Consider the following 17,418-nt stretch of genomic DNA (forward strand, 5'->3'; position numbering starts at 1 on the left):
TACTGAAAGCATCTAAGTACGAAGCAACCCTCAAGATAAGATTTCTCAGAGTAGGTAAAGAAAATACCTTAGATAGGTCCAAGGTGTAAGTGCAGTAATGTATTAAGCTAATGGATACTAAACTTTATATCTTGACTGGAAATATTTATAGCTATTGATTAAGTCTTAAGAGAATTAAAACTAATTATTAGGTAAAAATCAAAGAACTAACCTAAATATTAAGTTGGGTGAGTCGGCTCCGTAAGCCAAATCAAAGATTTGGACTACGCGACATCTGACCTACCAACGAAAACAAGTTTTCGTTGGTAGGTCATGAATATGGTGACAATGGCAGAAGGGATACACCTGTTTCCATACCGAACACAGAAGTTAAGCCTTCTAACGCCGATGGTACTCGGAGGGAGACCTCCCGGGAGACTAGGAAGTTGCCAAACTTACTTTTTTGTGAAGATTTTTTCTTCACAAATTTTGTAAGAATTTTTGACAAAGTAAATTTAATATTTTATAATTATACATATTGTATGTGCTTAGGTAGCTCAATGGTGGAGCACCCGGCTGTTAACCGGTAGGTTGTGGGTTCGAGCCCCACCCTGAGCGCCATATGCCGGGGTGGCGGAACTGGCAGACGCACAGGACTTAAAATCCTGCGGTGGTCAAACACCGTATCGGTTCGATTCCGATTCTCGGCACCATTATCGCGGGATGGAGCAGCTTGGTGGCTCGTCGGGCTCATAACCCGGAGGTCGTAGGTTCAAATCCTACTCCCGCAACCATACTTTTTAAACAATAAAATCACATATGGCCCTATGGTCAAGCGGTTAAGACATCGCCCTTTCACGGCGGTATCCCGGGTTCAAATCCCGGTAGGGTCACCATAATGACCTATCACCATTTGCTAAGCAAATGGTATGAAGGTCAGATGTCGCGGTGTTTCAAAGTTGCTTGCAACTTTGTCAACAAGCCGACTTTTAAAATATTATAAAAAAAAAGATTTATCCTTCGTTTTAGAGGGAAACCACCGTGTCACGACGGCATTGTTCTTCGGATTCGCCTAACGGCTCATTTCGAAGATTTAAAATCTTTCAGATTTTAAACCCCACAGGGGACAGGGTTCAAATTCCGGTAGTGTCCAAAATGGAAGTATAGCTCAGTTGGGAGAGCATCTGCCTTACAAGCAGGGGGTCACAGGTTCGAGCCCTGTTACTTCCACCAATATTTTTCATGATTTTAACCTTTTATGGCTTAGTAGTTCAGCTGGTTAGAATGCCGCCCTGTCACGGCGGAGGTCGTGGGTTCGAGTCCCATCTAAGTCGCCATTTGGATTTCAGTAGAGATCCAATGTGCTGATGTAGCTCAATTGGTAGAGCAATTGATTTGTAATCAATAGGTTGTAGGTTCAATTCCTATCATCAGCTCCAATTTTATTGTGATATAAAATTGAATAAATGTATTATTTATGTTATAATTTATACTTGTGAAATACAAATTTGGGGAAGTTCCAGAGTTGGCCAAATGGGACGGACTGTAAATCCGTTAGCTTAGCTTTCAGTGGTTCGAATCCGCTCTTCCCCACCAATTTGCGGGTGTAGCTCAGTGGTAGAGCCCCAGCCTTCCAAGCTGGTTGCGAGGGTCCGATTCCCTTCACCCGCTCCATTAAGCGCCTGTAGCTCAGCTGGATAGAGCAACGGACTTCTAATCCGTGTGTCAGAGGTTCGACTCCTCTCAGGCGCGCCATATTGGGATATAGCCAAGTCGGTAAGGCACCAGACTTTGACTCTGGTATGCGTAGGTTCGAGTCCTGCTATCCCAGCCAATTTGATCCATTAGCTCAGTCGGTAGAGCACTTGACTTTTAATCAAGGTGTCCGGAGTTCGAATCTCCGATGGGTCACCATTATTTTTTTATAATTTATTTAGTGGTTATACTGGCAAGCTAAATAGGCAAGAAAGGCATTTTTAGCCACTGTATTTCTAGATTGATCCATTAGCTCAGTCGGTAGAGCACTTGACTTTTAATCAAGGTGTCCGGAGTTCGAATCTCCGATGGGTCACCAAAATATGGAGAGGTACCGAAGCGGTCATAACGGGGCGGTCTTGAAAACCGTTAGAGTCTTACGGCTCACAAGGGTTCGAATCCCTTCCTCTCCGCCAAATAAAAAAGAGTCAATATCTATTGACTTTTTGGAGAAGTACTCAAGTGGCTGAAGAGGCTCCCCTGCTAAGGGAGTAGATCCTTTCAAAAGGGATGCGAGGGTTCAAATCCCTCCTTCTCCGCCATATGCCCAGATAGCTCAGTCGGTAGAGCAGGGGACTGAAAATCCCCGTGTCGGTGGTTCGATTCCGCCTCTGGGCACCAATGAATCTCTTTCTTATTTGTTTGAGATTTGAGTAGGGGTTTAGTTCAGTTGGTAGAACGTCGGTCTCCAAAACCGGATGTCACGGGTTCAAGTCCTGTAACCCCTGCCATTTAAATTTTATATATGGACCTGTAGCTCAGCAGGTTAGAGCGCACGCCTGATAAGCGTGAGGTCGGTAGTTCGAGTCTACTCAGGTCCACCAAAAACAAACCTAATTATGAATTTATTTCATAAAATTTTTTTATTAAAAATTATAAGGTTTTGTTTGGGCCTCTAGCTCAGTCGGTTAGAGCGCCCGGCTCATAACCGGTAGGTCCAGGGTTCGAGTCCCTGGAGGCCCACCAGATTTAGCACCAACTTTTGTTGGTGTTTTTCTTTTGCTTAAATTAATTTTTCTTTAAATTTTTTCCTTTTTAATTTTAAAAGTTAATTCAATAATTTTTTTCCTAATTTAATAGATTTTTAATTTCTTAATTTTATTTAAAATAAAATTTCGTAATTTTAAATTAGATTTATAAAAAAATTAAAAAATTTAATTCATAAGTGTGCCAATACTGAACGTCCCCGAATGTGCTTTGTTTTTTTCTTGTGTTTAAAATACAATGTTATTAGATATTTCTGTCTTTAGGAGGGATTATGAATGTTATTATTGTAGGGGCTGGTAAGGTTGGTTCTTATCTTACTAGTAAGCTTTCTGATGAGGGCCACAATATTTTAGTTATAGAGAAAAATAAGGAAGTTTTGGAAAGACTTTTATCTCAAAATGATGTTATGGGCATTTTGGGTGATGGTCGTGATATTGAGGTTTTGGATGAGGTTAATGTTAATGAATGTGACGCTTTTATTGCCATGACTTTTAATGATGATGTCAACTTGATTTCATCTATGATGGCTAAGAAAATGGGCGCAAAATCTACTATTGTAAGGCTTCGTGATCCAAGATACATAAAAGATGATGAGTTTATGAGAAAGACTATGGGAGTTGATAGACTTGTTAATCCTGAATATTCTGCCGCTAAGGAAATTCAAAGAACTTTAAAGTATACTTATGCTGTTAATGTTGAGAATTTTTTGGAATCTAAGGTTATTTTGATTGAACTTGAAATTGATGAAAATTCTAAACTTGCTAATAAGTCTTTGATGGATTTGAATTCTGAAGGACTTTTGGGCAATACTATTATTGTTATTGGTGAAAAGGACGATCAGGTTGTCATACCTAATGGTAATCATATTCTCGAAGCTGTCGAGAAAATTTATGTTGCAGGTCCTAGGGAGGATATTGATAAGTTTTATAAAAGACAAGTTGATGCTAGAAAATCTATCAAAAATGTTTTGATTGTTGGTGGTGGCTCTATTGCTCTTTATCTTTCTGAACTTTTGATTAAAAGAAATTTCAAAGTAAGTGTTTTGGAAATTAATAAGAAAAGGGCTATTGATTTTTCTGAAAGACTTCCTGATTGTGATGTTATTAATGCTGATGGGACTGATCCTGAAATTCTTGATGAGGTTAGGATTGAAAATTATGATGCTGTTGTAGCTCTTACTGGAATTGATGAGGAAAATATTTTGATTTCTCTTCTTGCTAAAAAGAAGGGAATTGACAAGATTATTGCCAAGGTTAATAGAACTCAACTTCTTAAAATTACTGGTATTTTGGATGTTGACACTACTGTTACGCCTAAAAAATCTGCTTCTTTTTTTGTTTCTAGGCTTTTAAGGTCTAAGGAAAATTCTAGGGGAGAATCTATTTCAAACTTGTTCAGGTTATCTGATGATAGGGTTGAGGCGATTGATTTTACTGTGATTGAAAATTTTAAGGTTACTGGCAAAAAACTTAAGGATTTAAATGTTAAAACTAACACTTTGATTGTTGGCATTTCAAGGGATAGCTTGGGTAATAAAATTGAGGTTGCAAATGGTGATAGTACGATTGAACTTGGTGATAGGGTTATGGTTGTTACTAAGCACAAGGATTTTAAAGAAATCGACGATATATTGGAGTAGGCATGAATTTAAAAATTGTAAAATATTCTCTTGGAAAACTTTTAATTGTTCTTGCTGGACTTTTGTCCTTGCCTTTGGCAATTGCCTTTATTTATGGGGAAAGTTTTGCGGATAAGATTAATTTTGTAATTCCCATTGTTTTTTCTTTGGCTTTGGGATTTATTTTGAGTAAAAGAGGGGATGGGTGTCTCATCTTTATACAAAGGAAGCTATGTTTATTACAGCCTTTACCTGGGTTTTGTTTTCTTTGATTGGGGCTATTCCTTTGTTTTTGACTAAATCAAATTATAATGGCTATATTGATGCTTTTTTTGAAATGGTTTCAGGTTTTACAACTTCTGGGGCTTCTGTTGCACTTGATGTTGAGCTTTTGCCTCATTCTATAATTTTTTGGAGGTCCTTGTCTCACTTTGTTGGTGGAATGGGAATTTTGGTTTTTACCCTTGCTATTTTGCCAAGCACGAACAAGGAATCTTCTCTTTTGATGCAAAGCGAGGTTCCAGGACCTACTTTTGGAAAAATCACTCCAAAATTATCTGATACAGCAAGAAATTTGTATGGAATGTATATTGTTTTGACGATTATTACTGTTATTCTTCTTCTTTTTGGAGGAATGAATTTGTTTAAATCTGTAATTCATGCCTTTGGTGCTGCAGGTACTGGTGGGTTTTCCAATAAGGGAATTTCAATTGGTGCTTATGATTCTAGGTATATAGAAATTGTTCTTGCAGTGATGATGGCTGTTTTTGGTGTGAATTTTAATATTTATTTTTATGCAGTTACCAAAAATGTTAGAGAAGCTGTAAAAAGTGAAGAATTGAAATGGTATATAGCTGTAATTTTGATAGCGGCAGGACTTATTTTTTCTAATATTGTTACAATTTATAATGATGTATTTTATTCATTGGTAAATTCTATTTTTACAGTATCTTCAATAATTACAACCACAGGATATGTATCAGCAGATTTTGGAACTTGGCCATTATTTTCTAAATCTGTGATAATAATGCTTATGTTTATTGGTGGATGTGCAGGGTCAACTGCAGGAGGACTCAAAGTTTCAAGATTTGTAATTTTGGTTAAGGGTGGAATTAATCAAATAAAAGAGTCAATGAATCCAAAAAAATCACCATAAATAGGCTTGATGGAAAAAAAGTAGATAATGAAACTGAAAGATCGGTTTTAAAATATTTAGTAATTTACATTATGATATTTATTGCTTTGTTTTTGATTGTTTCAATTGATATGGATGATTTTGAAACGGCTTTTGCGGCAGTTTCAACAACTTTTAATAATGTAGGGCCAGGTCTTGGTGCCTTTGGTCCAATTACAACCTTTGCTGAAATGTCAAAACTTTCAAAATTTGTCCTAACTATTGCCATGCTTTTGGGAAGGCTAGAAATTTTCCCAATGCTTTTACTTTTATATCCTTCTACTTATAGAAAATTGAGAAATAAATAAATTATTTGGACTGTTGCAAAATGATGATTATTTTTATTTTTGTAACAGTCTTTTTTGTAAAGATATTGAAATTTGAGCAATTAAACTAAGGGTTGAACCATTTTAAACTAATAGTTTCTTGACTATAAATTTATCTAGGCTAAAATTTTTCTAAAGGAGGAAGCTATGAAACAAATTAATAAAAAAGATTTTGGTGAATTTGTTAGTAGAAAAAGAAAAGAAAAAAATATGACCCAAAAAGATATTGCTGAAAAATTGTATGTAAGCATCCAAGCTGTGAGTAAGTGGGAAAGGGGTCAGTCTTTGCCAGATATTTCTCTTTTGATGCCCTTGGCAAAAATCTTGGATGTTAAACTTGTAAATTTGCTTGAAGCAAGGGATGAAAAGACGGAAGATAGCGAAAAGTTTGAAAATTTATTGGAAAAAATTGTAGAAATTAATAAAGAAGATGAAATAAATAAGGGAAAAGAAAAATTTAAAAGGGCTGTGTTTTTGGCTCTTGCATTTATCTTTATTGGGATAGAATATTATTTTCTTTATAAGAAATTTAACTATGAAATTGATAATTTCCTTACGGTAGGAATCTTGGGAGTGATTTTTTCTATATATTTGTTTTTGCTTATAGATGAAAGACTGCCAAGTTATTACGATGAAAATAAGATTTCTTTTGTTAGCAAGGGATTTTTCAGGATTAATGTAGTTGGGATAAATTTTTCAAATAAAAATTGGAAGCCTATACTAAAGTTTTTGAGATTTTGGATTATAGGAAGTATGGTTATTTTTCCCATAATTTTTAATTTTAAAAATTCTACAAGGCTTATTTTGTCAACAATTTTATTTTTTGCAAGTTTGTATATTCCCTTGTATGGGATTGGGAAATATTATGAATAAAAAAAAGACCTTGGGCAAAATGATTATTTATCTTTTGCACAAGGTCATTTTTTATTTTATATTAAGCCTGAAATTAAGCCATATATTACTGGAATTGCAAGAGCTGGTAGAATATTTGCTATTTTTGAGTCTACTAATTTTAGTTGAGAAAGGCCAATTACTATTATGGTAAGCCCTCCCGTTCCCGAAATATTATTTATCACTTCTTCTCCCAAAAGTGGGCTTAAAAATCCTGCAAGCAAAACCAAAAGAGCTTGGAAAATTAAGATTGAAAAGGAAGAGAAAGAAACGCCAATTCCCATACTTTGGGCCATAAAAAATGCTACAACTCCATCAATTAGAGCCTTGCCCATCAAAACTTGGTCATCTCCTGTAACTCCTGCATCAATGCAGCCAATTATACCCATAGCTCCAAAGCAAAAAAGAATGCTGGCATTTAAAAAACTTTCTGAAAAATTTGAATTTGTGTCTTTTATATATTTTTTCTCTATATTTTCCGATAATTTGTCTAATTTCTTATCAAGTCCTAAAAATTCACCAATAATTAATCCAAGAACCACAGATATAATTATTACTAAAATATCCCCTTTCATTGAAGATCTAATACCAATAACTATAATGGCAGCTGTCAAAAAATTCATAATAGAATTTCTAAGGCTTTCAGAAAATTTATCACCAATTTTTGATCCGAGAAAACCTAAAACACCAACCAAAATAAAATTAACAAGAACTGCTAACATAGATCCTCCTATAAGAAATTTAAAATAAGGCCATAAATAATAGGAAACAAAATAGAAGGTACTGAATTTACTATTTTTATATCCGTCAAATCAAGCATTGAAAAGCCAATTGCCATTATGCTTAGGCCGCCAACTCCAGAAATATTTTCCAAAACTTCCTTGGTAATAATTGGAGAGATAAGACTTGAAACAATTACAATTAGTCCTTGGTAAATTATTATTGGAATTGATGCAAAAGCTACCCCAATTCCCAAACTTTGGGCCATAAAAAATACTGTTAGGCCATCAATCATTGATTTTAAGAGAAGAATTTCATTGTTTGAATTAATTCCTGCCTCAATTGATCCGATAATTCCCATACTTCCAACGCACAAAATCAAAGTAGCATTTATAAAAGCCTTTGGGAAGGTTGACCTCTTGTTTTTTATAAAAATATCACTCAAAAAATATGCAAACTTATTTAATTTCCCGTCCAAATCAAAATGATATCCAACAATAACTCCAAAAACAATAGAAACAATTACAACCAAACTTTGTCCCTTGCTAGCAGATTTTATTCCAGCAACCAATATTAATAGGGCAAGAAACTTCATAATGTCATTTTTAAGCCTATCAGAAAAACATTTTCCAACCTTTGATCCTAGAAAGCCTAAAATTAAAACTGAAATAGCATTCACAAAAACACCAACCATAAAAACCTTCTTTAACATTATTTTGTTAAATTATATCAAAGCACTTAAAGATTTGCAAAAATGCCATAAAAGGGATAAAGAATATTGACAATATAATCCCTTTATTCTATTATAAAAAATAGAAATATAAGAAATATTATCTAAAAAATATTATAAAAAGATAAGAAATAGGAAAAGTATTAAATTTATTTTATAAATTTCTATATAAAAAAATTTTAAAAAATATTTTAAAGAAAGGAAAAATTATGAGAGTAGGATTAACGATTGCAGGAAGTGACTCATCAGGAGGAGCAGGAATTCAAGCTGATATAAAAACTATGACTTTAAACGGAGTTTATGCCGAAAGTGCTATAACTGCTTTGACAGCCCAAAATACCACGGGAGTTTTATCAGTAATGGAGTCAAGTAAAGAATTTTTAAAAGACCAACTTGATATGATTTTTGATGATATTTATCCAGATGCGATAAAAATTGGTATGGTCTCAAATTCTGATTTAATTTTAGTAATTGCAAATGAATTAAAAGAAAGAAAGGCAAAAAATATAGTTGTAGATCCAGTTATGGTTGCTACAAGTGGAGCAAAACTTTTAAAAGACGATGCAATTGATAGTCTAAAAAATGAACTTTTGCCCATAGCAGACCTTCTTACTCCAAATATTCCAGAAGCAGAAATTTTATCAGAGATGAAAATTAAAACAATCGATGATATGAAAAAGGCGGCGGAAATAATTTCAAATAAATTTAAGTGTGCAACTCTTTTAAAAGGAGGCCATGCACTAAATGATGCAAATGATTATTTATTTGAAAACGGAAAAGGGATTTGGTTTAAGGGAAAAAGAATTGATAATCCAAATACTCACGGTACAGGTTGCACCCTATCATCAGCCATAGCAGCAAATCTTGCAAAAGGCTATGATATGGAAAATTCAATAAAAATGGCAAAAGATTTTCTATCAAAGGCCCTTTTGGATATGCTAGATTTGGGAAATGGATCAGGTCCAATGAACCATGCTTTTGATATAAAAGAAAAATATAAAAAGTTGGGAGATTAAAATGACATTTGCAACAATAATAGTAAATCACGGAACAAGTAGGGTAGAAAATCAGAAGGAAGCTATTGTATTTTTAAGAAAAAAAGTAGAGGAAAGATATAAGGACTCACTTGTAAAATCTTACATGGCAAGCGATAAGATTAGAAAAAAAGTAGAAAATAAAGACCTTTGTCAAGATTTGGAAGAAATTTTAAGTGAGTTTAGGAAAAAAAATATAAAAGATGTTAGATTTTTGATGGCCTATGTCCTAAGGGGGATAGAATATGAAAAAGTTATGAAAAAAGCTGGTCAATTAAACGAAGATGGATTTTTCACTTTTACCTTTACCAAGGCCCTTCTCGAAGAAAAAAATAATGATGAAATTTTAAATTTTCTAGAAGAGCTTGGAGAAAATGAACCAAGCCTTGTAATTTTTCATGGAAGTCCTAAAAAAAACCTAGAAGAATTTGAAAAATTTGAAGAAAAAATGAAAAACTCTGACAAAAACTTATATTTTTCAAGTTTTGAAGATAGGAAATTGGATGATTTAATTGATGAATTTAAAGAAAAAAATATAGGGAAAATAAAAGTGATTCCTTTTTTAATCATAGCAGGAAACCATGTTTCTAAAGATATTGAAGGAGAAAAAGAAAATTCTTATAAGAAAGTTTTTGAAAAAAACAAGATAGAAATTAATATAGTAAAAAAATCATTGATTTTGTATGATAAAATTGCTGAAATTTTCCTAGAAAAGCTTGAAAAATAGTTGACAAAAGCATATTTTCAGTGTATCATTAATTAGTATGAAAAAAGTTCCAAATACTTTTGACATAATCGCAAATCCTGAGGGCGATTAAAAAATGTCAGGACGAGTAAAGCCGCCACCTATCCGAGCGGTGTCAAAATAGATAGGCAAAAATATTTAAGGAGGAACTTGATGAAAAATCAAAAGACATATGTACCAACAAAGTCAACAATTGAACCAAAATGGTATGTAGTTGATGCAACAGACATGGTTTTAGGAAGACTAGCTAGCCAAGTTGCAGCAATTATTAGAGGAAAACACAAACCAACATTTACTCCAAACATGGACACAGGTGACTATGTAATAATAGTAAATGCTGAAAAAGTTGTTCTTACTGGAAACAAAGAATACCAAAAAGAATACAAAAGATATTCTGGATATGCTGGTGGATTAAAAATTACATCTTACAAAGACATGATGGAAAAACATCCTGAAAGAATTGTAGAACACGCTGTAATAGGTATGCTTCCACACAACAAATTAGGTAGACAAATGGCCAAAAAACTTAGGGTTTTTGTAGGTGAAAATCACGATCACCAAGCTCAAAATCCAGAAGTTTTGGACTTAAAGTAAGGAGGACTTAGATGGCAGATATTATATATCAAGCTACAGGTAGAAGAAAAACTTCAGTAGCAAGAGTTACAATGAGACCAGGTAGCGGAGAATTAAAAGTTAATGGAAGAGATCTTGATGATTATTTTTCATATGATACATTAAAAATTATTGCAAAAGCACCATTAAAGTTAACAGAAAATGAATCAACTTATGATATCAAAGTTAATGTACAAGGTGGAGGATTTAACGGACAAGCTGGAGCTATCAGACATGCTATAGCAAGAGCTTTATTAGAAGTAAATCCTGATTATAGACAAGCTCTTAAAAGAGCAGGTTTTCTTACAAGAGACCCAAGAAAAAAAGAAAGATACAAATACGGTCAAAAGAAAGCAAGAAAATCTTCACAATTCTCAAAAAGATAAGAATTATTTTACAAACAAGGAATTTTTATTCCTTGTTTTTTTGTGGGAAAAATTATTTTATTGGACAAGAAATTATATCAAAGCGTAAACAAAGTATGATTTTAGCTAATATTTTATTTTATAATAAAAATTAAGCTACGTACCATCTCGACTAGATGATTGTGCCTTGATTTGGCACAATCATCCCTAAAATCAGTGCGAAAGCACGAAAAAGTTTGCGAAGCAAACGAGTTTTAGTGTGAGTGAAACGAACGCATGGAGAGATCTCACGAGATTTCTCGACTCACTACGTACGATAAATCGGGATAAACTACCGAAATCAACGGTTGTTTATCTGCTCGAAACCTGCTAGGAAAAATCAAGTCTTTTTTTAAAAAAATCAAATAATTTTATTACTAAATTTGACCATAGGAAATAAGCCCTCTTGTTTGGGCTTTTTTTTTCTATTTTTTTATGCAGCTTTTAGTAATTCTTCCTTGTTTTTTTCCTCCATTACTTTCGCATAATATATTCTTAAAAATTTGTTTATTCCTGCTATGTTTGATACTTTTTTTGCCTTGCCTTCTCTTTCTTTTTTTATTATATATTTATATACCGAATTGCTTTCATCTTTTGCTTTTTTCATACATAACATTGCCATGTATAGTACTTTTCTTAGGATTGGATTTCCTCTTTTGGATATTTTTCTTTGTTTTGCACTAAAGTTTCCTGATTGATATGGTGGTGAATCTATTCCTACAAATGATATTAGACTTTTCTTGTTTTTGTATTTTCTTATATCTCCTATCTCTGCTGTTATTTGTATGGCTAATTTTTCTCCTATGCCTGAAAATTCTTTTGCTATTTTGTATTCTTCTAATTCTGTGGCGATTTCTTTCATTTGTGATAGAATATTATTAAGAGTTTTGTTTATTACTCTTAGAAATTCAATCGAGTCTAGGACATTCGCATCTATTTTTGAGTTACTAGATGAGATTGTTGGGATTGATTCTAAGGCATTTTGGTAAATGGTTATTGCTTTTTGTGCGTTTGGATGATATCCCTTTTTCTTTGCCCATTTTTCATAATCATTTACAAATTGCTCTTGACTTCTTTTTAATATCTTTTCACTATTAGTCCATCTTTCTACAAAGTCTATTAGTTTATCTTTTTGATAATTACCATTTGCATGGGGGATTAGTTTTTTTAGTCCTGGATGTCTTTTTTCTATTTCTTTGTCTAAATAGTTTAAGTGATTTATTCTTAGTTTTTGGTAATGTTGATAGGATCTGTTTAATTGTTTTAATCTTACATATTCTTCTTTATCTTCTTTGAATTGTATTAGATCATTCCAGTTCATTAAACCATATTCAGCTATGTGTATAGCATCTTTTTTATCTGTTTTTACATTTCTAAAACTTAAGGCTTGGCAAAATCTTTTCATTTTTAATGGATTTATTACGCTTACAAAAAATCCTTCATTTACTAAACTAATTAAGATAGGAATATGATAAATTTCTGTTGCTTCCATAACTATTTTTACATCTTCATCTAAAGATTTAATTTTAGCAATTAATTTATTTACATCATTTTTTACATGATAAATATTAAATGGTTTAAAGATGACTTCTTTCCCAAATCCTAAGGCTGCAACTGTACTTTTAGATTTTGATACATCAATTCCTATTGAAATCATAAATACCTCCAATAAATTTTTATCTACCTACACAATTATCCACTCAGTTTAGCTCGTTACACGGGTGTATTAACCCAACCTGCTTAATCGAATTCTTGATAATGGAAGGTAGCAGACTGTTTCGAGTACGGGTGTATTATCCCAAATGGGCTGCGTCTGTTACCTTCATTATATTAAAAAAAGTGTAGGTAGAAAGTTTTTTCTACTTACACTTTTATAGTACTAAATGGATATTATTTTTAGTTTGTCAACAGTCTGATATATTCATTTTCAAAAATTTTCACTACAAAGAATCTATAGTAAAATGTAAGGAGAAAGGATTGCCATATGGATTTTAAAAAATTATTTAAATTATTTTTACACACCCTGTATTTGTCAGCCTTTACTTTTGGTGGGGGCTATGTGATTTTATCTTTGATGGAATCTACTTTTGTAAAAAAATTGGGATGGATTAATAAGGAAGAGATGCTTGATATGACGGCGATTGCCCAATCTTCTCCGGGGGCTGTTGCTATTAATGCATCAATTTCTGTTGGCTATAAATTATTTGGCTTTGTAGGGGCGGTGGTTGCAACTTTGGGAACTGTAATTCCTCCTCTTGTAATTATTTCTGTAATTTCTTATTTTTACAATGCATTTATTTCTAATAAATATATTGCCTTAGTTTTAAAGGGGATGCAGGCTGGAGTTGGGGCTTTGATTATAAATGTTGTAATAGATATGACCCATGAAGTTATTCTTGGCAAGGGATTTTTGATTTATGGAATTTTTTTCATATCTTTTATCTTAAATGTATTTTTAGGTGTAAATATTATTTATATAATCCTTGGCCTAATTGCTTTTGGAATTGTTTATTCATTTGTAGGAGGAAATCATGCTTCTTAATTTATTTATAAGTTTTTTTAAGGTGGGATTATTTTCCTTTGGTGGAGGATATGCAGCTCTTCCTCTTATCCAAGAAGAAGTTGTAAATAAAAACGCCTGGCTTGGAATTTCCGAATTTAATAATCTTATTACAATTAGCCAAATGACCCCAGGTCCTATTGCTATAAATTCTGCATCCTTTGTTGGTACTAGGGTTTATGGTTTGACGGGGGCGATTGTAGCAAGCCTTGGCTGCGTTATGCCTTCTTTTATTATTGTTGGAACAATTTCTTATTTTTATAACAAATACAGAAAGCTTGATACAATGCAAAGTGTTTTGGGATTTTTAAGGCCAGCTGTTGTTTCTATGATTTTGGCAGCAGGAATTGATATTTTGAAAACTGCCTTTTTTGATGTAAAAAAAATGTCTTTTGAAAATCTTGATATCAGCATGGTACTTCTTTTTGTTTTTATTCTTGTAGCGATTAGGAAAACAAAAATTGATCCAATATTTTTGATGATAATTTCAGGTTTTATTTATATGTTTGTGCATTTAATTTTGTGAGGTTTTATGGAAAAAATTAATTATAATTTAAAAATGGAAGAGATAATAAAAAATATTCAAAAGGAGGGTAAAAGACCTAGGCTTTTACTTCAAGTTTGTTGTGCTCCTTGTTCCTCAAGTGTTTTAACTCGTTTGAGAGAATATTTTGATATAGATATTTACTATTACAATCCAAATATTTATCCAATAAGCGAGCTTAACAAAAGGGTTGAAACTGTAGAAAGTTTGGTTAATGATATGGAGCTTGATTCAAAAGTTATTTTTCCTGAAAATGATCCAAAAGATTTTTATTCTTATGTGAAAAATCGAAGTGAAGACCATGAGGGGGGAGAATCTTGTTATAAGTGTTATGAATTAAGGCTTAAAAAAGCAGCTTTATATGCAAAAGAAAACTCTTATGATTATTTCACAACAACTCTTTCAATTTCTCCCTACAAAAATTCAACTTGGTTAAATGAAATTGGAAAAAATTTGGAAGAAGAATTTGGGATAAAATATTTGTATTCTGATTTTAAAAAGAAAAATGGCTACAAAGATTCCATAGATTTGTCCAAAAAATATAATTTGTACAGGCAAGATTATTGCGGTTGTATTTTTTCTTATAGGGAGATGGAAGAGAAGAAAAAATTAAAATAAATGTTATTTTTCGAAATGTGTCCAAACCCTCATGCACGAATATCGGACTTCAAAAATTGTTGATTTCTAAATTTTAAAATTCTAAAATCGCAAACTCGCTGACGCGATGTCAGATAAATAGCTTAAAATTGTGCCGGTGGCACGATTTTAATATTTATCCCTCGGAATAAAACGAAGAATTAAAATTTAATTGAATTTAATTTATTTAATAAATAATCCTAGCTTTAAATTATAGAGTGCGATTTTTAACGAATTTTTAAATTTGAAATCAAATCAATTTTTTCCGTATGATATTCTTAGCGTGAGGGTTTGAATATTTTGTCAATAGTCTTTAAAATAAATGTTATTTTTATCTTTCTTTGGGTAATTTTATAGAGGGAGAGATAATCATGGCTGACGTATTACTAATAAAAAATTTAAATGAAAATCAATTAAATAGTAAAAGTCCTATACCTGTAACTTTTGACACAAATATAAGCGATAAAGATGCGCTTATAAATGTTTTTAATTTGTTAAAAGAAAAAAATTTAGTTGTAAACAACAGGTTGGGAATAAAAAAATCTTCAATCACCCTAGAGCTTATCTCTTCAAATATTACAGAAGTGATAAAAGAGTTAATAAAAAATGGTTTTATGATATATGGGGTATATATATTGTATGACAATTATTTAGGAGGAAAATATAATGAGTGAAAAATTACTAGAAATGCTTAATGAACAAATGAACTTTGAATTACAATCAGCTTATGAATATAAGGCTATGCAAATTTATGCTGATGATGAAGAATTTGAAGGATTTGCTCACTGGTTTGGACACCAAGTTAGAGAAGAAATTGAACATGCTGAAAAAATGACTAAATTCTTACAAGAAGTAGGATTTAAACCAGTATATAAAGCAATGGAAGCTCCAAACACAGACTTTGCTGATCTTCTAGATGTAACAAAACAAGCTTTAGATCACGAAAAAGAAGTTACAAGAAGAATTCATGAAATAGCAAAAGCTGCAAGAGAAGAAGGGGATGAAAGAGTAATTTCATTTATCCAAGGGTTTGTTGATGAACAAGTTGAAGAAGAAGATACTTTTGGCAAACTTGTTACAAGACTTGAAAGAATTAACGGAAATTACGGTGGCCTTTACATTCTTGATGGCCAACTTGCACACAGAGGATAAAAAATCAAGGCCAAGTTTTGCTTGGTCTTTTTTCTTACCCAAAAATAATATTATGAAAATAAAATTAAAAGATAAAAATCTAGAAATGACAGTAAATTCCTATGGAGCCTACATAGAAAAATTTACTAAAGATAAAAAACCAATATTTTTCCCAAAACTACTAATAAAAATAAAAGATGAACTTAAAACTAGGGGAGGCATGCACCCATGTCTTCCAAACTTTGGGAAAAGTGAAATAAAAAATCTCGCCCAACACGGCTTTGGCAGAGTTTCCTTTTGGGATATAGAAGAAAAATCCGAAAATTCCATTAAATTTAAACTAGAAGGCAAGGGCGAATACGAAAATACAAGTTATTATATAGAATACAAAATCGAAAATTCATCCTTAAAAATAGCCTTAAAAATAAAAAATTCATCCGACAAAGATTTGCCAATAGGACCAGGCTTTCACCCATACTTTTATGTGGACAAAAATTTCAAAATAAAAGATGTTAAGCTTGAAAAAATAAACTTAGAAGAAACATATTTTCTAAAAGAAAAGAAAGCCTATCTTGAAAGTAAATATTTTAATATTATGATTGAAAATGAAAATTTCAAAGAATTTGCCATCTGGACAGATTTTATGGGAGAATATTTGTGTCTTGAACCGTGTTTTAATGGACCAAGTTTTACAAAAAAAATAAATAATCCATATATCCTAGAAAAAGGACAAGATTTCGAAGAAAAAATCAAAATATCAATAAAAGAAAAATAAAAACGAGAAAATTAAAAATATAAGCCTTAAATATAAAATAAATTAAAACAAAACTTGAATTATCTTAAAATGTGGTATAATAAATTTAAGATAGGAGGAGATTATGAACGAAGAAGCAAAAAAAGTTCTGAGAGTTTTTTTACTAGCACTTGTAGCAACTATAGTTTTAAAACTTTTGGGTCTAGCAATAAAAATAATTTGGGCAGTAGTAATACCATTATTTGTTATATATTTCCTATACAAAGTTTTGATAAAAAAAGAAGATATATTTAGATAAGGTGAAAAAATGAAAGATAGAGATAAAAATAAAATAATAAAAATAATCCTAGCCATCCTTGGCGTAATTGTAGGATTTAAAATTTTAAAATTTGCATTATCGATAATATATACCCTACTTGTTTCAATATTTATAGGAGGAAGCCTAATTCTAATACCAATCCTATTTTTAATTATCCCCCTAGCAATATTGGCATCAATAGGATATTTTATCTACAAATTTTTCCCAAAAGAAAAATCTGTGTGGTAAAAAAACACCCAAAATCTTTTGATTCTGGGTCAGAGCGTAGACGAATTCAGTTTAATAATTCATTAATAGTTCAAAATAAAATTACGCTATAACCCATCTCGACTAGATAAATGTGCATTGATTTTGCACATTTATCCCTAAAACTAGTGTGATAACACAGAAAAGTTTGCAAAGCAAACGTGTTTTAGTGTGAGTGAAACGAACGCATGGAGAGATCTCATGAGATTTCTCCGCTCGTTGCACTCGGTCGAAATGGGCAAATTTTTAGTTT

17 protein-coding genes, 19 tRNA genes, 2 rRNA genes and 1 pseudogene are annotated in these 17,418 nt (G+C 32.1%); 36 read left to right on the forward strand and 3 right to left on the reverse strand.

Annotated features, from left to right (window positions below):
* From BN2087_RS02960 to BN2087_RS03075, 24 genes and pseudogenes are all read left to right on the forward strand, one after another.
* Positions 1-139, forward strand: a 23S ribosomal RNA gene (locus BN2087_RS02960); the annotation flags it as partial.
* Between the two features lie 178 nt (positions 140-317).
* Positions 318-434: ribosomal RNA gene (gene rrf, locus BN2087_RS02965) — 5S ribosomal RNA — on the forward strand.
* 91 nt (positions 435-525) lie between these two features.
* Positions 526-600: transfer RNA gene (locus tag BN2087_RS02970), tRNA-Asn, on the forward strand.
* Positions 601-603: 3 nt separating this feature from the next.
* A tRNA-Leu gene (locus BN2087_RS02975) sits at positions 604-692 on the forward strand.
* Between the two features lie 4 nt (positions 693-696).
* Positions 697-773: transfer RNA gene (locus BN2087_RS02980), tRNA-Met, on the forward strand.
* 27 nt (positions 774-800) lie between these two features.
* A tRNA-Glu gene (locus BN2087_RS02985) sits at positions 801-875 on the forward strand.
* Between the two features lie 261 nt (positions 876-1,136).
* A tRNA-Val gene (locus BN2087_RS02990) sits at positions 1,137-1,212 on the forward strand.
* Between the two features lie 27 nt (positions 1,213-1,239).
* Positions 1,240-1,316 (forward strand) — tRNA-Asp (locus tag BN2087_RS02995).
* Positions 1,317-1,342: 26 nt separating this feature from the next.
* Positions 1,343-1,418, forward strand: a tRNA-Thr gene (locus tag BN2087_RS03000).
* A 71-nt stretch (positions 1,419-1,489) separates the two neighbouring features.
* A tRNA-Tyr gene (locus BN2087_RS03005) sits at positions 1,490-1,575 on the forward strand.
* Between the two features lie 4 nt (positions 1,576-1,579).
* Positions 1,580-1,653, forward strand: a tRNA-Gly gene (locus BN2087_RS03010).
* A 4-nt stretch (positions 1,654-1,657) separates the two neighbouring features.
* A tRNA-Arg gene (locus tag BN2087_RS03015) sits at positions 1,658-1,734 on the forward strand.
* 3 nt (positions 1,735-1,737) lie between these two features.
* Positions 1,738-1,813 (forward strand) — tRNA-Gln (locus BN2087_RS03020).
* A 4-nt stretch (positions 1,814-1,817) separates the two neighbouring features.
* Positions 1,818-1,893: transfer RNA gene (locus BN2087_RS03025), tRNA-Lys, on the forward strand.
* 84 nt (positions 1,894-1,977) lie between these two features.
* Positions 1,978-2,053: transfer RNA gene (locus BN2087_RS03030), tRNA-Lys, on the forward strand.
* A 6-nt stretch (positions 2,054-2,059) separates the two neighbouring features.
* A tRNA-Ser gene (locus BN2087_RS03035) sits at positions 2,060-2,150 on the forward strand.
* 32 nt (positions 2,151-2,182) lie between these two features.
* Positions 2,183-2,276, forward strand: a tRNA-Ser gene (locus BN2087_RS03040).
* Between the two features lie 3 nt (positions 2,277-2,279).
* Positions 2,280-2,355: transfer RNA gene (locus tag BN2087_RS03045), tRNA-Phe, on the forward strand.
* 34 nt (positions 2,356-2,389) lie between these two features.
* A tRNA-Trp gene (locus BN2087_RS03050) sits at positions 2,390-2,465 on the forward strand.
* A gap of 16 nt (positions 2,466-2,481) precedes the next feature.
* A tRNA-Ile gene (locus BN2087_RS03055) sits at positions 2,482-2,558 on the forward strand.
* A gap of 65 nt (positions 2,559-2,623) precedes the next feature.
* Positions 2,624-2,700, forward strand: a tRNA-Ile gene (locus tag BN2087_RS03060).
* A gap of 292 nt (positions 2,701-2,992) precedes the next feature.
* Entirely contained in the window at positions 2,993-4,360 is a 1,368-nt protein-coding gene (gene trkA, locus BN2087_RS03065) for a Trk system potassium transporter TrkA (RefSeq protein ID WP_049690417.1), read from the forward strand.
* Between the two features lie 2 nt (positions 4,361-4,362).
* Positions 4,363-5,821, forward strand: a pseudogene (locus BN2087_RS03070) (TrkH family potassium uptake protein).
* A gap of 165 nt (positions 5,822-5,986) precedes the next feature.
* Positions 5,987-6,712, forward strand: a complete 726-nt coding sequence (locus tag BN2087_RS03075) for a helix-turn-helix domain-containing protein (protein WP_049690418.1) — start codon at positions 5,987-5,989, stop codon at positions 6,710-6,712.
* A 56-nt stretch (positions 6,713-6,768) separates the two neighbouring features.
* Here BN2087_RS03075 and BN2087_RS03080 read toward each other — a convergent pair whose 3' ends face one another.
* Entirely contained in the window at positions 6,769-7,452 is a 684-nt protein-coding gene (locus tag BN2087_RS03080; RefSeq protein WP_049690419.1) for a DUF554 domain-containing protein, read from the reverse strand.
* 8 nt (positions 7,453-7,460) lie between these two features.
* Complete coding sequence (locus BN2087_RS03085) at positions 7,461-8,144, reverse strand: DUF554 domain-containing protein (RefSeq protein WP_049690420.1); 684 nt, start codon at positions 8,142-8,144, stop codon at positions 7,461-7,463.
* A 245-nt stretch (positions 8,145-8,389) separates the two neighbouring features.
* Here BN2087_RS03085 and thiD point away from each other — a divergent pair, with 245 nt between their 5' ends.
* From thiD to rpsI, 4 genes are all read left to right on the forward strand, one after another.
* Positions 8,390-9,196: a bifunctional hydroxymethylpyrimidine kinase/phosphomethylpyrimidine kinase gene (gene thiD, locus BN2087_RS03090; protein ID WP_049690421.1), complete on the forward strand. Its 807-nt coding sequence runs from the start codon at positions 8,390-8,392 to the stop codon at positions 9,194-9,196.
* Position 9,197: 1 nt separating this feature from the next.
* Positions 9,198-9,941 carry a sirohydrochlorin cobaltochelatase gene (locus BN2087_RS03095; RefSeq protein ID WP_049690422.1) on the forward strand — a complete coding sequence of 248 codons (744 nt, stop codon included), beginning with the start codon at positions 9,198-9,200 and terminating at the stop codon, positions 9,939-9,941.
* Between the two features lie 171 nt (positions 9,942-10,112).
* Positions 10,113-10,553: a 50S ribosomal protein L13 gene (rplM, locus tag BN2087_RS03100; RefSeq protein ID WP_049690423.1), complete on the forward strand. Its 441-nt coding sequence runs from the start codon at positions 10,113-10,115 to the stop codon at positions 10,551-10,553.
* 11 nt (positions 10,554-10,564) lie between these two features.
* The gene (gene rpsI, locus BN2087_RS03105) at positions 10,565-10,957 is read left to right on the forward strand and encodes a 30S ribosomal protein S9 (RefSeq protein ID WP_040398695.1); all 393 of its coding nucleotides are present in this window, start codon (positions 10,565-10,567) and stop codon (positions 10,955-10,957) included.
* Between the two features lie 451 nt (positions 10,958-11,408).
* Here rpsI and BN2087_RS03110 read toward each other — a convergent pair whose 3' ends face one another.
* A complete protein-coding gene (locus BN2087_RS03110) occupies positions 11,409-12,632 on the reverse strand; it encodes an IS110 family RNA-guided transposase (protein WP_049690226.1) in 1,224 nt (407 codons plus the stop codon).
* A gap of 327 nt (positions 12,633-12,959) precedes the next feature.
* On the opposite strand from BN2087_RS03110, the gene BN2087_RS03115 reads away from it, so the two are divergent.
* The 8 genes from BN2087_RS03115 (at position 12,960) to BN2087_RS03145 (ending at position 17,147) form a co-directional block, all read left to right on the forward strand.
* Positions 12,960-13,517, forward strand: coding sequence for a chromate transporter (locus BN2087_RS03115; protein WP_049690424.1), 558 nt, complete (start codon positions 12,960-12,962; stop codon positions 13,515-13,517).
* Entirely contained in the window at positions 13,507-14,061 is a 555-nt protein-coding gene (locus tag BN2087_RS03120) for a chromate transporter (protein ID WP_049690425.1), read from the forward strand. Before BN2087_RS03115 ends, BN2087_RS03120 begins: the two co-directional genes overlap by 11 nt.
* 6 nt (positions 14,062-14,067) lie before the next feature.
* Positions 14,068-14,697, forward strand: a complete 630-nt coding sequence (locus BN2087_RS03125) for an epoxyqueuosine reductase QueH (protein WP_049690426.1) — start codon at positions 14,068-14,070, stop codon at positions 14,695-14,697.
* 389 nt (positions 14,698-15,086) lie between these two features.
* Complete coding sequence (locus tag BN2087_RS03130) at positions 15,087-15,389, forward strand: hypothetical protein (protein ID WP_049690427.1); 303 nt, start codon at positions 15,087-15,089, stop codon at positions 15,387-15,389.
* Complete coding sequence (locus BN2087_RS03135; protein WP_049690428.1) at positions 15,382-15,867, forward strand: ferritin; 486 nt, start codon at positions 15,382-15,384, stop codon at positions 15,865-15,867. Before BN2087_RS03130 ends, BN2087_RS03135 begins: the two co-directional genes overlap by 8 nt.
* Positions 15,868-15,919: 52 nt before the next feature.
* Positions 15,920-16,621 (forward strand): aldose epimerase family protein, encoded by a 702-nt coding sequence (locus tag BN2087_RS03140; protein WP_049691420.1) that lies wholly within the window; start codon positions 15,920-15,922, stop codon positions 16,619-16,621.
* Between the two features lie 103 nt (positions 16,622-16,724).
* On the forward strand, positions 16,725-16,898 hold the full coding sequence (locus tag BN2087_RS09255; RefSeq protein WP_167335897.1) for a hypothetical protein: 174 nt from the start codon (positions 16,725-16,727) through the stop codon (positions 16,896-16,898).
* Between the two features lie 9 nt (positions 16,899-16,907).
* A complete protein-coding gene (locus BN2087_RS03145; RefSeq protein ID WP_049690429.1) occupies positions 16,908-17,147 on the forward strand; it encodes a hypothetical protein in 240 nt (79 codons plus the stop codon).
* The last annotated feature ends 271 nt before the right edge of the window (positions 17,148-17,418 follow it).

Source organism: Anaerococcus jeddahensis (assembly GCF_001182725.1).
GTDB lineage: Bacteria > Bacillota > Clostridia > Tissierellales > Peptoniphilaceae > Anaerococcus > Anaerococcus jeddahensis.